At 74.4% G+C, this 12,584-nt stretch carries 10 protein-coding genes; 4 read left to right on the forward strand and 6 right to left on the reverse strand.

Annotated features, from left to right (window positions below; all coding sequences use genetic code 11):
• Positions 1 to 568 precede the first annotated feature (568 nt).
• Positions 569 to 1,894, reverse strand: coding sequence for an MFS transporter (locus tag ACFWXO_RS03395; RefSeq protein WP_380521839.1), 1,326 nt, complete (start codon positions 1,892 to 1,894; stop codon positions 569 to 571).
• Between the two features lie 185 nt (positions 1,895 to 2,079).
• Here ACFWXO_RS03395 and ACFWXO_RS03400 point away from each other — a divergent pair, with 185 nt between their 5' ends.
• Positions 2,080 to 3,051: a GlxA family transcriptional regulator gene (locus ACFWXO_RS03400; RefSeq protein ID WP_380521841.1), complete on the forward strand. Its 972-nt coding sequence runs from the start codon at positions 2,080 to 2,082 to the stop codon at positions 3,049 to 3,051.
• A 447-nt stretch (positions 3,052 to 3,498) separates the two neighbouring features.
• Here the strand turns inward: ACFWXO_RS03400 and ACFWXO_RS03405 are convergent, their stop codons facing one another.
• Positions 3,499 to 3,972: an ATP-binding protein gene (locus ACFWXO_RS03405; protein ID WP_375888915.1), complete on the reverse strand. Its 474-nt coding sequence runs from the start codon at positions 3,970 to 3,972 to the stop codon at positions 3,499 to 3,501.
• 659 nt (positions 3,973 to 4,631) lie between these two features.
• Between ACFWXO_RS03405 and ACFWXO_RS03410 the strand changes: the two genes are divergently transcribed.
• Positions 4,632 to 5,207, forward strand: a complete 576-nt coding sequence (locus ACFWXO_RS03410) for a sigma-70 family RNA polymerase sigma factor (RefSeq protein ID WP_380399131.1) — start codon at positions 4,632 to 4,634, stop codon at positions 5,205 to 5,207.
• A 37-nt stretch (positions 5,208 to 5,244) separates the two neighbouring features.
• Positions 5,245 to 6,462: a zf-HC2 domain-containing protein gene (locus ACFWXO_RS03415; RefSeq protein WP_380521843.1), complete on the forward strand. Its 1,218-nt coding sequence runs from the start codon at positions 5,245 to 5,247 to the stop codon at positions 6,460 to 6,462.
• A gap of 15 nt (positions 6,463 to 6,477) precedes the next feature.
• Here ACFWXO_RS03415 and purU read toward each other — a convergent pair whose 3' ends face one another.
• Together purU and ACFWXO_RS03425 are read right to left on the reverse strand one after the other, a co-directional pair.
• A complete protein-coding gene (purU, locus tag ACFWXO_RS03420) occupies positions 6,478 to 7,344 on the reverse strand; it encodes a formyltetrahydrofolate deformylase (RefSeq protein ID WP_380521845.1) in 867 nt (288 codons plus the stop codon).
• Positions 7,345 to 7,458: 114 nt separating this feature from the next.
• Positions 7,459 to 7,974 carry a hypothetical protein gene (locus ACFWXO_RS03425; protein ID WP_375888906.1) on the reverse strand — a complete coding sequence of 172 codons (516 nt, stop codon included), beginning with the start codon at positions 7,972 to 7,974 and terminating at the stop codon, positions 7,459 to 7,461.
• A 175-nt stretch (positions 7,975 to 8,149) separates the two neighbouring features.
• Between ACFWXO_RS03425 and ACFWXO_RS03430 the strand changes: the two genes are divergently transcribed.
• Entirely contained in the window at positions 8,150 to 9,451 is a 1,302-nt protein-coding gene (locus tag ACFWXO_RS03430) for an ABC transporter substrate-binding protein (protein ID WP_380521847.1), read from the forward strand.
• A gap of 97 nt (positions 9,452 to 9,548) precedes the next feature.
• Here ACFWXO_RS03430 and ACFWXO_RS03435 read toward each other — a convergent pair whose 3' ends face one another.
• A complete protein-coding gene (locus ACFWXO_RS03435; RefSeq protein WP_380521849.1) occupies positions 9,549 to 10,763 on the reverse strand; it encodes a hypothetical protein in 1,215 nt (404 codons plus the stop codon).
• Between the two features lie 164 nt (positions 10,764 to 10,927).
• Positions 10,928 to 12,304 (reverse strand): transcriptional regulator, encoded by a 1,377-nt coding sequence (locus ACFWXO_RS03440; RefSeq protein ID WP_380399140.1) that lies wholly within the window; start codon positions 12,302 to 12,304, stop codon positions 10,928 to 10,930.
• Between the last annotated feature and the right edge of the window lie 280 nt (positions 12,305 to 12,584).

Here is a 12,584-nt window from a genome sequence, read left to right on the forward strand (position 1 = left end):
GATATCCCCTGTTTCACCCCCGGAGTGACCCCAGCGCGAGATACCCTCATGCACCCCAAACTCCCCCCCCCCCCCCCGGGGGGGGCGGCGGCGGGGCGCGCCCCGGGGGGGGGGGGGGCCCCGTCCGGGGCGAGCCCGGCGAACTGACGGTCGGCGGTGTCCCAGACCTCCTCCTCGGTGACCGGGGCCACGAAGCCGACCGCACCGCCGGCGTTGGTCACGTCCGTCCACAGCCGGACCACGGCGGTGCGCAGGTCGGGGTCGGGCTTCGGGTCGAGAGTGAAGGTGAGCGCCATGAATGCGGAGCCTAGCCCTCCGCTCCGACGGGCCGGACGGCCATGGCGGCCCGTACGGCCGGATCAGACGCACGTCTGAACCGGGCGGACGCGTCCTGTTGGACGGACGTCCGATCCAGACGCACGGGCGGGCCGGGCGCATGGGCGGATCAGACGGACGTACCTGTCAGACGGACGTCCGTACCCGGCACCCGCACCGCCGGACGGACGTACGTGCCAGACGTACGTCCGTCCCATCCGCCCGCCCCTCCCCGCGCGCGTCCCCGCGCCCCTCAGGACAGGGCGGGCACCGCCCGGTCGCCCGACCGCCCGGTGCGCAGCGCCAGGCAGAGTCCGACCGCGACCGCGCACAGCGCGCCGGCGCCGTACCAGGTGAGGTCGTAGTTCCCGAGCGCGTCGCGGGCCAGCCCGGCCAGCCCGGCGACGACGGCCGCGCCGATCTGGTGGGCGGCGAGCACCCAGCCGAAGACGATCGGGGCGTCCTCGCCGAACTGCCGACGGCAGAGCGCGACGGTCGGCGGCACGGTCGCCACCCAGTCCAGGCCGTAGAAGACGACGAAGGCGAGGATCGGCGGGTGCAGCGAGCCGGCCAGCAGCTGCGGCAGCAGGAGCAGGGAGACGCCGCGCAGCCCGTAGTAGACGGTGAGCAGCAGCCGGGAGTCGACCCGGTCGGTGAGCCAGCCGCTGAACACGGTGCCGACCACGTCGAACACGCCGATCAGGGCGAGCAGGCTCGCGGCGGTGGTGACGGGCATGCCGTGGTCGTGCGCGGCCGGGATGAAGTGGGTGCCGACCAGGCCGGCGGTGGTGGCGCCGCAGATCGCGAAGGAGCCGGCCAGCAGCCAGAACTGCCGGGTGCGGGCGGCGTCGCGCAGCACCCGCAGCGTGCGGGCCAGGGCGCGGCCGTCCCGGGCCGGCTCGGGCGGGGCCTCGGTGGCGCCGTACGGGAGCAGGCCGAGGTCGGCGGGGCGCTCGCGCATCAGCAGCAGGACGGGCACGGCGACGGCGCTGGCCGCGAGCGAGACCACGACCACGGCCGAGCGCCAGCCGTGCTGTTCGACCAGCCAGGCGCCGACCGGCAGGAAGACCAGGTTGCCGGCCGCCCCGGCGGCGGTGAGCACTCCGGTGACCAGGCCCTGGCGGGCCTGGAACCAGCGGCCGGTGATGGTGGTGGCGAAGGCGCCGGCCATCGAGCCGCTGCCGAGGCCGACCAGGACGCCCCAGCAGAGGATGAGCTGCCAGGGCTGGCGCATCAGCATGGTGAGGCCGGCGCCGACCGAGATGGTGAGCAGCGCGCAGACCACCACCAGGCGCACGCCGAAACGGTCCATCAGGGCGGCGGCGAAGGGGGCGGTGAGGCCGTAGAGGGTGAGGTTGACGGAGGTGGCGCTGGCGATCGTCGCGAGCGACCAGCCGAACTCGTTGTGCAGGGCGTCCATCATCAGGCTGGGCGTGGAGCGGAAGCCGGCCGAGCCGAGCAGGACCAGCAGGGCGACGGCGGCCACCACCCAGGCGTAGTGCACCCGGGGGCGCCGGCCGGGGGCGGGTATCGGGACGGTGGGGGGCGTGGAGGCGGCGAGGGCACTGCGTTCGGTCACGTGGACGAGTCTCCCGGGCGGGCGCCGCCCGGACGAGTGGCCCGAATGACAGCTTTCGCAAGAATCGGGCCACGCCCGGCGCGTACCCTGGCCCGGACCCCGCACCGCCCGCACGCCCGCCCGCCCGCACCGCCCGGCCGCACCGCCCGGCCGCACCCCGGGCGGGCCCCCTGGAAAGGAACGGCATGACGCACCTCGTCGCGGTACTCGCCCTGCGGGGTGTGATCGCCTTCGAACTCGGCATCCCCGCGCGGATCTTCGGCAACGCCAAGGACGGCTCCGGCCGGCCGCTCTACCGGGTGGCCACCTGCACCCTGGACGGCGGACCGGTCGCCACCAGCGCCGACTTCCGGATCTCGGTCGACCACGGGCCCGAACTGCTGGAGCGGGCCGACACGGTGGTGGTCCCGGCCTCCCACGACGCCGCCCCGGACGGCGCGGACGCCGCCTTCACCCCCGAACTGGCCGCCGCCCTGCGGCGGATCCGGCCCGGTGCCCGGCTGATGTCGATCTGCACCGGCTCCTTCCTGCTGGCCGCCGCCGGTCTGCTGGACGGCCGCCCGGCCACCACCCACTGGCGCTACACCGAGCGCTTCGCCCGGGCCTTCCCGAAGGTCCGGCTGGACCCGGACGTGCTCTACACCGACGACGGCGACGTCCTGACCTCCGGCGGGGTGGCCGCCGGGGTGGACCTCTGCCTGCACGTGGTGCGCCGCGACCACGGCAGCGCGGTCGCCAACGCGGTGGCCCGCAACTGCCTGGTGCCGCCCTGGCGCGACGGTGGCCAGAAGCAGTATGTGGAGGCCCCGAGCCCGGTGGAGACCGGGGGCGCCGGCACCGCCGCCGTGCGCGCCTGGGCGCTGGAGCACCTGGACGGGCCGCTGCCGTTGAACCGGCTCGCCGAGCGGGCGGGCATGAGCGTGCGGACCTTCACCCGGCGCTTCCGCGAGGAGACCGGCGCCAGCCCCGGCCAGTGGATCACCACCCAGCGCACCGAGCGGGCCCGGCAGTTGCTGGAGCGCACGGACCTGACGATCGACCAGGTCGCCCGGGAGTCCGGTTTCGGCACCGCCGCCTCACTGCGGTTGCAGCTGCGCGGCCGATTGGACGTGGCCCCGAGCGCCTACCGGCGTACCTTCCGGACCGCCCCGCTCTGAGCAACGGCCGCACCGGGACGGGCGGGTGGAGCCGCCTGGCCGGAATTCGATCGTCCGGAGCGGGCACCACGGACGGCGGCCGGCCGCCTGCGCGCCGAGCGCAGCGTGCCGGGCCGCCGTCCGATCACGGCGCACGGGCCCTGAACCCGCGCCGGGCCCTCCGCACTCGCCGAGGAGCCGTCCGCGACCGGCAGTCCACGATCCCCCCTGCTGACGCGATCCCCCTGGACAGCAGCACCGTGACGGCGGACGGACGTTCCCTCGGCGTCCCCTCGCAACGGGAGCCGCACCCAAGCGTGATCAGTCGGATACGTCACGTCAATGGCTAGTCCGAAATTCGGAATGGTTGCGTCAGCTTTCGGCCGGTGATCGCCTTTCGGCCGGTGAGCGCCGCCGGAGGCCGCCACCGCGCCGGGTCCGCTCAGTTGCCGCGCCGGGTCCGCCCGGTCACTGCGCCAGGGCCGCCCAGTCCACGCCCGCCATCGGATCGACCGGCCGCGCCCCGGCGCCGATCTCGCACCAGACCCGCTTGCCCGAACCGTCCGGGTACCAGCCCCAGCGGTCGCAGAGCAGCTCGACCAGTTCCAGTCCGCGCCCGTTGGTGGCGTCCTCGTCCGCCCCGGCGTGCCGGGGGGCCGGGGCGGCCCGGCTCGCGTCGGCCACCTCCACCCGCAGCGGGCCGGGCGGGACGTCCTGCGCCGGGCCCTCGGCCACCGGCAGGCAGAGTCTCAGCACGGCCGGACAGCCGGTGTGCACCACGGCGTTGGTCACCAGTTCCGAGACCACCAGCACCACCGTCTCGGCCATCGGCGCGTCCGGGTCCACCCCGTGGTTCAGCAGCCGCGAGCGCACCCACCGCCGGGCCCGGCCGACCTCGGCGGGGTCCGCCTGCACCGCAAGCTGTACCTGAAGAACCTGCACCGCTCCACCACCTGCACTCGCAGTTCGGCCAACGTCCCGATCGGGCCGGATCAGCCGGCCGGCGGGGCCCTCGCACTTCGCCCGGTGCCACCCGGGACCACCGGTGCCACCTGGGACCGCCCGGGACCACCGGGGCCACCCGGTGCCCGCTCGGGCACTCGCCGACCCGTCCGCCCGCGCCACTCGCCCGCGTCAACTCGTCGGTCGTACAACGACCGCGACACGAATACGCCTCAGGATGGGTGGGCGGACGGACCGCAGCAAGCGCTTCGGGCATATTCCGGCGATCGGGGGACAGGGCAGTGCATACTGTCCCGCTCACTCTCGCGAGCCTCGCACCGGCACTCGTCCGGCCCGGGCCGACGCCGGTCCCGCGGGGCCTGTTCGGACCCGCCCTGGGCGGGAACCTACCGCCGGACGCCCCCGCCGCCCCGCCCGCCACTCGCGAACCACCCGTACGACATATGTCCAGCGGGTCTCGAACAGCGGCATCGGCATCATCATCGGCGACGGCGACGGCGGCACCGGCACCGGCGGCGGCGGCGACGGCGGCGAACCACGAGACCGGGTTCCGTTCTTGCCCGAATCCCTCCCGCCGCGGACCGGCCAGGGGATACCGTTGGGTAACGCCAGCGAACCGGTCAGGAGGGTGGTTCTCGATGGCCACCCCGGACGGGATCCCGCGCTGGGACGAGCAGTTGCAGCGTCGCCTCGCCCGCGGCGAGGAGACCGCGCTCGGCGAACTGTACGACCGGCTCGCCCCGATGGTGCACGGCCTGGCAGGCCGGATACTCGCCGACCAGGCGGCCGCCGCCCAGCTCACCCGGGAGGTCTTCGCCCACGTCTGGGAGCACCCCGGGGACTTCGACCCCGCCCGGGGCTCGCTGCGCTCCTGGCTCGGCGCGCTCACCCACCGCCGCGCGGTCGAACGGCTGCGGGCGCGCCGCGGCGCCGAGCTGGCGCCGGAGCACGGCGGGGCGGCCGAGCGGGAGATCCGGGCCGTCGCCACCGCCGCGCGCATGCAGTACGTGGTCGACTCCCTGCCCCAACCCCTGCGTGAGACCATCGCGGTGACGTACTACGACGGCCGTACCTACCAGGAGACGGCCCGACTGCTCGGCATCAGCGAGCAGGCCGCCAAGCAGCGGATGCGGCTCGGCCTGGAGCTGCTGGCCACCGAACTGGCCGACGAACGCGCCCGCCAGGAGCACGGGGACGGGAACGGGGGCAGGTGAAGGTGAGCGTGCGAACCGTCGAGAGGTGCGCGGGCGGATGAGCGAGGAGCGGCACGACGCCCTGCGCTCGCTGCTCGGTGCCTGGTCCCTCGGCGCCTGCCCGCCGCGCGAGGCCGCCGAGTTGGAGCAGCACCTGCCGGCCTGCCCGGAGTGCGCCGACGAGGCGGACCGGCTGCGCGAGGCGGCCGGCTGGCTCTCCCTGGACGAGCCGCTGGACCAGCCCGGTTCGCTGCGCCAGCAGGTGCTGGACTGGTGCCTGGCCAGCCGCCCGGCCGAACTGCCCGTCCCCGCCTGGGGGATGCCGTACACCGCGGAGACCGCCAAGCTGGACGCACTCCTGCGCGACCTCGGCCCGGAGGAGTGGCAGGAGGTGGCCGAACTGCCGTGGCACGGCGGCACCGAGCTGCTGCGCCCGGCCGAGGTGCTGGGCCGGCTGACCGCGGCGGACGGCTTCCTGGCGCTCGCCCTCGGCCTGCCCGACCCGGTGCCGGCCGCCGCCGGACCCGGGCCGGTCCCGGGCGCGGAGCGGCGGGTGCCGCCGCAGGAGGCGGGCGTCCCGGCGCCGCGGGTGCCCCCGCAGGGCGGCCGGTACGCGGCGGACGCGGCGCGGACCGCCCGGCTGCTCGCCGACCAGGCCGGGCTGCCGCCCCGGTCGGTGCGCGCCCGGTGGCGGCAGCAGACCCACGACCTGGTGCGCAGCGCCGCGCTGGCGCCGCAGGGCAGCACCCCGGTCGACCTCGGCTTCGCGGTGCTGCCGCTGCGCGACGCCTTCGTGGAGCGCGCCCTGGAGTGCTTCGTGCACGGCGAGGACGTGGCCCGCGCGGTGGCCTACCCGTACGCTCCGCCGGCGCCGCAGCACCTGCGGCAGATGGTGGAGCTGGTGGTCCGGCTGCTGCCGCGGGCGCTGGCGGGGCTGCGCGCGGCGCGGCCCGCGCCCGCCGGGGCGCCGTCCGGGGACGGTCGGACCGTTCGGCGGGTGCGGCTGGTGGTGGACGGTCCGGCGGCCGGCGAGTGGCTGGTGCCGCTGGACGGCGGACCGAGCGGACCGGCCGGTCCCGCCGGATCGACCTGGTCGGCGCGGTCGGCCGGTCCCGCCGCCGGGGAGCCGGTGGCCTCGATGGTGCTGGACGGCCTGGAGCTGTGCCAGTTGGCGGCCGCGCACCGGGACCCGGACCGGCTGCCGGTGGGCGAGCACGGCGACCGGGCCGCGGTGCGCGAGGTGCTGCACGCGCTGCCGCTGCTGGCGAGGCCCTGACCCGCCCCAAGGCGGCTACGCGAAGACGACCGTCCTGGTCCCGTCCAGCAGTACCCGGTGCTCGCTGTGCCACTTGACCGCGCGGGCCAGCGCCTGGCACTCGACGTCCCGGCCGAGCGCGACCAGCTGGTCCGGGCTGATGTCGTGGGTGACCCGGGCCACCTCCTGCTCGATGATCGGGCCCTCGTCGAGGTCGGCGGTGACGTAGTGCGCGGTCGCACCGATCAGCTTCACCCCGCGGGCGTGCGCCTGGTGGTACGGCTTGGCGCCCTTGAAGCTCGGCAGGAAGGAGTGGTGGATGTTGATCACGCGGCCGGACAGCTCGGTGCACAGCCGGTCGGAGAGCACCTGCATGTAGCGGGCCAGCACGACCAGTTCGACGTTCTCCTTCTCGACCAGGTCGAGCAGCTGCCGCTCCGCCTCCTCCTTGGTGTCCCGGGTGACCGGGATGTGGCGGAAGGGGACGCCGTAGCTCTCGGTGAGGTCCTGGAGGTCGGTGTGGTTGGAGACCACCGCGGCGATCTCCACCGGCAGGGCGCCGATCCGGGTGCGGTAGAGCAGGTCGTTCAGGCAGTGCCCGAACTTGCTGACCATGAGGACGATCCGCATCCGCTGCTCGGTCGGGTGGATCTGCCAGTCCATCCCGAAGGAGGCGCCGATCGCGGCGAAGCTGGCCCGCAGCTTGTCGGCGGTGACCGGCTCGGGGGCGGAGAAGTGCACCCGCATGAAGAACAGTCCGGTGTCCCCGTCCCCGAACTGCTGGCTGTCGATGATGTTGCAGCCGGTCATGAAGAGGTAGCTGGAGACAGCGTGGACGATGCCCTGCTTGTCGGGGCAGGACAGCGTGAGGACGTACTGGGCGCTGGCCGGCTGCTGTTCCACTGCGGGTATCCCGTTCTGAACTGGTGACGTGCGTGAATGGTCCAGCGTGTCACATCCTGGACAGCCGCCGCCCCGCTGCCCGTACTGCGGGACGGCACCGGCCGGTGGAACGGCTCAGACCTGGGTGAGGATGCGCAGCACGTCGAGGGACTTGGGCGTCGCGTCCGGGTCGTCCCCGTCCCCGGTGGCGAGGGCGACGTGCGCCTCGCGGGCGGCCCGGACGGTCTCGGGCCAGCCGGGGTGGCCGAGGTAGGCGGAGGCCGGGGCGTCGGCGCCGACCTCGTGCAGCATCTGGACCGCGCGCAGCACCGCGACGTCGACCAGGGCGGCCTCGGCGGAGTCGCGGAAGATGGTGCCCACGTACTTCTCGGCGGACCAGCGGTCCAGCCAGGTGTCCTCGACCAGCCGGTAGACGGCGTCGGTCACATCGCCGTAGCCCTCCCGGCCGGTGAGCCAGGCCTCGTGCTGGAAACCGGGGTCGGACAGCATGTGCAGCGCCGAGCGGAGTCGGGCTCGCCAGCGCCACCAGGGCAGGTCGTTGAGCGGCATGCCGCCCATCGTGCTGGAGCGGTGGCCCGGACGAGAAGGGTTTCGGGTGGACCGGTGCGAAGAATCTGTGCTGGCGGACATGGTGAACGATCGTACGTTCCCCGTCTGTTCGTGCTCCACTCGCGATCTACACGCGTACCGCCCCGGATTTCGGCGTCCGTTGGCCGGGCGTTCACATTTCGTCCCTCTCGGCTTGTGGCTCCGGGGCTTGGCTGTCCCCCGGTGCGCCGGATGGCGCCCCAGAGAGGGAAGACCGATGACCCGCCGAAGGGACTCGTCCCGGGCCCGTCCCACGATCAGCGGACGCCGCCCGCGCCGCCCGATCGCCGCCGCGGTGACCGCCGCGGTGCTGTTCCCCACCCTCTTCTCGGCCTCCGCGTGCGGCGGACCGGCCGGAGCCTCCACCGGCGCCGACGACCTGACCGTGATGACCTGGGCCCCGTCCGGCACCGGTTCCGCGGACCGTCCCGGCATGACCGCGCTCGCCGAGTCGATCGGCCGGGACGTCAACGTCAAGGGCGGTCTGAGCGGCCACCGGCTGCACGTGATCACCTGCAACGAGCACAACACCGCCGACGGCGCCAAGGCCTGCGCCCAGCAGGCGGTGGACGCCAAGGCGGTGGCCGTGCTCGGCTCCTACAGCCAGTGGGGCGACGCCTTCATGCCGATGCTGGAGCGCGCCGGCATCCCGCTGATCGGCGGCTACGGCCTGTCCCAGCCCGAGTTCTCCAGCCCGCTGTCCTACCCGGTGGACGGCGGCATGCCCGCGCTGATCGCGGGCAGCGGCCGGCAGTTGGTCGACGCCGGCTGCAAGGCCGTCTCGCTGATCCGCCCGGACACCCCGGCCGGCGACAACCTGCTCGGCTACCTCGGCAACGCGCTCAAGCCGGCCGGCATCAAACTGCTGGACGTCAAGGCGCCCGAGCAGTCCTCCGACTACAGCCAGGTGGTCCGCAAGGCGATCGGCCGGGACGACCCGGGCAACTGCGTCACCAGCGCCCTGGCCGCCGAGCCGACCAGCAACCTGCTGGACGCCTACCGGCGGCAGAACGTGAAGAACACCCGGATCGCCTCGGTGATCGGCAGCGTCCAGCAGTCGGTGGTCGACTCCACCGGCGGCGACTCCGGCCCGCTGGCCGGCGCGTTCGTCACCAGCTGGTACCCGCCGGAGTCGGCCAAGACCTGGGACGGGCTGCGCGCGGTGGTCCGCTCCCAGGCCACCGACGGGAACGCCATCGACGTCTCCGACCCGGGCGTGCAGACCACCTGGGTCGCCTACGAGGTGTTCCGGGTGGTGGTGGAGAAGCTCGCCGCGGCCGGCAGGCCGATCGAGGCGAAGTCGATCGACGCCCTGCTGGACAGCGGCGAGGGCATCGACGTCGGCCTCACCCCGCCGCTGAACTGGGGCACCACCAACATGCTGCCCAGCACCGAGTCGCCCCGGCTGGTCAACACCTGGGTCACCTACCAGGTGGTCAAGGGCGGCCGGATGACCTTGCAGCAGCCGGGCTTCGTGGACGTCCGCTGGGTCCTCACCGGGGCCCGCAGCCCGTCCTGATCCCTCCTCCCCGCACCGCTCCCCGCACCGCACCGCGTGCGGCACACGGACGGACGGGCCCCGCGCGGGCCCGCCCTCCGGTGTTCCGGGGGTCCCGCTACAGGTCGCCGTCGCCGCGGCTGGGCAGGCCGGTCTGGGTGGCGATCGCGTTCCACAGGGTCGAGGCCTGCTTCTTCGCGGTGGTGGCCGTGCCGCTGGCCTGCACGGCGTTCTTGTAGTGCTGGTTGCCGGTGTCCGGCTTCTTCGGGTCGCAGGAGGACTGGGCGTCGGTCGCCCAGGCCGCGTACTCGTCGTCGGCCTGGGCCGAGGCCGTCCAGGCCGCGTTGAGCTGCTCGACCAGCTGCTGGCCGCCGGGCAGCTTGTCGGTCTTCAACTGGCCGAGCTTGGTCTGCAGCTCGCGCCGCTTGCCGGCCGCGGCGGCCAGCGCCTGCTGCGAGTCGGGCAGCTTGTCGCACTTCTGCACCGAGGCGACCGCCGAGACCACCGCGCTGCGGCTGTCGCTCGCGGTGCCCAGCAGGTCGGACAGCGGCTGCGCCTGCGCCTTGGCCTCCGGGTCGGCGGCGGCGCCGGAGCCGCTCGCGCCGGCCGCGCCGGTGGCGGTGCCCCCGGTGGCCGCGACCGGGGCGGTCTTCTGGCCGCTCTTGGTGGTGTCGTCGCCGCCGCTCATCAGCACGGCGACCAGCACGCCGGCCGCCGCGAAGCCCGCGACCACGCCGCCGATGACCAGCTTGTTGGAGGAGCGTCCACCGCGGCCGCCGCGCCCCGCCTGGGTGGCGTCCTGGTCGGGCCGGTAGCCGTCCGACCCGTAGCCGTCGGTGGCGTAGTTGTCCTGGGCATAGCCGTCCTGGGCGTAGCCGTCCGGCTGGGGGTAGCCCTGCACCGGGTAGCCCGCCTGGTGCTGCTGGTGCTGCGGCAGCTGCGGCTGGGTGGCCTGCGGGTAGCCCTGGTAGCCGGGCGCGGTCTGCGGCGGGACGCCGTAGCCGGGCTGCGGCGCCGGGTAGCCGCCCTGCGGGTCGCCGGCCGGGTACGGCGGCAGGTGCTGGGTCTCGGGGGCCGGCTGGGCCTGCTGCGGGGCGCCGTAACCGGCCTGCGGCGGTGCACCCCAGGCGGGCTGCTGGGGGGGCATCGCCTGGGTCGGCGGCGCCTGCGCGCCCTCGCCGAGGTACTCGGGCTGCCCGGACGGCCGGCCCACCGGCGGCACGGCCGTGGGGCCCTGCTGCTGGCCCGGCTGGCCCTGGGGCTGGCCGGGCTCGGGGCGGAACAGGTCGTCCAGGTTGAAGTCACCCGAGTTGTACGAGCGGCGCTGACTCAACGCGATTCCTCACCTGTGCAGGACCGCGCACTGGCGGCGGACCACATCTCGTCGGTTCTTGGGAGCATCACAGTTCCTTGGACGTCGCGCCCACGCTACCGGTTCGCCTCACCGGGTGACCACGCGGGCGGGACATTCCCACACGCTCCCTGCACAGACGGTGGTCAGGCCGCCTCCGCGTCCGCCCTGGCGTGGAACTCGCGCACCACCCGCTGCTCCCGGTAGGGCTCCAGCCGACGCCGGAACTCGTCCAGGTACTCCACGCCCCGGTTGGAGCGCAGCCCGCTGAGCAGCCGCACCGCCTGGGTGCCCGTCTCGCAGGCGCGTTCCAGGTCGCGCTGCTGGAGCTGGGCGGTGGCGAGCAGCACGAGGTCCACCGCGCGGCGGCGGACCCGGGTCGGCGGGTGCAGGTCGAGCGCCCGGCGGGCGTAGTGCTCGGCCGGCCCGGCCTGTTCGAGGTCCCGGTGGCAGTGGGCGAGTTCGTCGGCGAGGTAGGCGTCGTCGAAGTGGGCGATCCAGTCCGGGTCGTCCTCGGGGCGGCGCTTCTCCATCATCTCCAGGGCCTTCGCCGACACCGCCTCGCAGGAGCGGGCGTCGCCGAGCAGGGCGTGGCCGCGGGCCTCGGCGGCGTAGAACATCGCCATCGCCGTCGGGGTGGCCACCGTACGGGCGCCCTCCTGGGCGGCACGGGCGAGCTGGGCGATCTCCCGCGGGTTGCCGAGGGTGGCCGCCAGGTGGCTCATCGAGGCGGCCAGCACGTAGCCGCCGTAGCCGCGGTCGTCGGCGGCCTGGGCGAGCCGCAGGGCCTGGATGTAGTAGCGCTGGGCGAGCCCGGGCTGCCCGGTGTCCACCGCCATGTAGCCGGCCAGTTCGGTCAACCGGGCCACCGCGGCGAAGAGTTGGCGCCCGGTCTCCTCCCGGTAGGCGCCGCCGAGCAGGCCGGAGACCACCGAGTTGAGGTAGTGCACGACGACCGGGCGCACATGGCCGCTGCCGAAGCGGTGGTCCAGGTCGACCAGCATCGCGGTGGTGGCCTTGATCGCGGACACGTCCGTCGGGCCGACCCGGGGGCCGCCGGTGCGGGCCACCACCGGGTCGGGCGGGGTGATCAGCCAGTCCCGGCTGGGCTCCACCAGCGCGGAGGCGGCGACCGTCGCCCCGGTGAGGAAGTCCCGCCGGCCGACGTCACTGCGCCACAGCTCGCACACCTGCTCCAGGGCCGCGTTCAGGGTCGGCGCGAACTGCAGCCCGATGCCGGAGCTGAGGTTCTTGCCGTCGGCCATGCCGATCTCCTCGACCGACACGCTGCGGCCGAGCTTGCGCCCGAGCGCCTCGGCGATCACGGCCGGCGCCTGACCGCGCGGCTGCTGCCCGCGCAGCCAGCGGGCGACGGAGGTCTTGTCGTAGCGCAGGTCCAGTCCGTGCTCCGCGCCGCACAGGTTGACCCTGCGGGCCAGACCGGCGTTGGAGCAACTGGCCTCCTGGATCAGTTGCTGCAGGCGCTCGTTGGGCTGTCGTGCGACGAGTGGTCTCGCGGCCATTGGGCTTCGCCTCCCCACACCCTCCGGTCCCGGCCGGCGGGCGACGATGTGCTGATCTGTTGCCGACTGTCCGACCGTCCAAGGAATCTGACACCAGGTTAGCGATCAGCAACGTCAGCGGGATACCCACGGTGACGAACCGCACCCCCCGCGCGCCCTGGGGAATGCTTCCGTGCGCCCCCGCTGCGCCTGCCTCCGCCCGCCCCAACTCGCTTGAGTCACCGGTTCGGGTGACATTGCCGGGATGCGGCCGACCGGGGCCCGCCGGGCCGTAACCAGC

It is taken from the genome of Kitasatospora sp. NPDC059088, assembly GCF_042738155.1.
Lineage (GTDB): Bacteria > Actinomycetota > Actinomycetes > Streptomycetales > Streptomycetaceae > Kitasatospora.

Bases quoted from the DNA above. Each gene is read 5' to 3' on its own strand.
- ACFWXO_RS03410 (WP_380399131.1), top strand. From the start codon at position 4,632: ATGGCCACCCCGGACGGGATCCCGCGCTGGGACGAGCAGTTGCAGCGT.
- ACFWXO_RS03400 (WP_380521841.1), top strand. From the start codon at position 2,080: ATGACGCACCTCGTCGCGGTACTCGCCCTGCGGGGTGTGATCGCCTTC.
- ACFWXO_RS03425 (WP_375888906.1), bottom strand. From the start codon at position 7,974: ATGTCCGCCAGCACAGATTCTTCGCACCGGTCCACCCGAAACCCTTCT.
- ACFWXO_RS03415 (WP_380521843.1), top strand. From the start codon at position 5,245: ATGAGCGAGGAGCGGCACGACGCCCTGCGCTCGCTGCTCGGTGCCTGG.
- ACFWXO_RS03430 (WP_380521847.1), top strand. From the start codon at position 8,150: ATGACCCGCCGAAGGGACTCGTCCCGGGCCCGTCCCACGATCAGCGGA.
- ACFWXO_RS03440 (WP_380399140.1), bottom strand. From the start codon at position 12,304: ATGGCCGCGAGACCACTCGTCGCACGACAGCCCAACGAGCGCCTGCAG.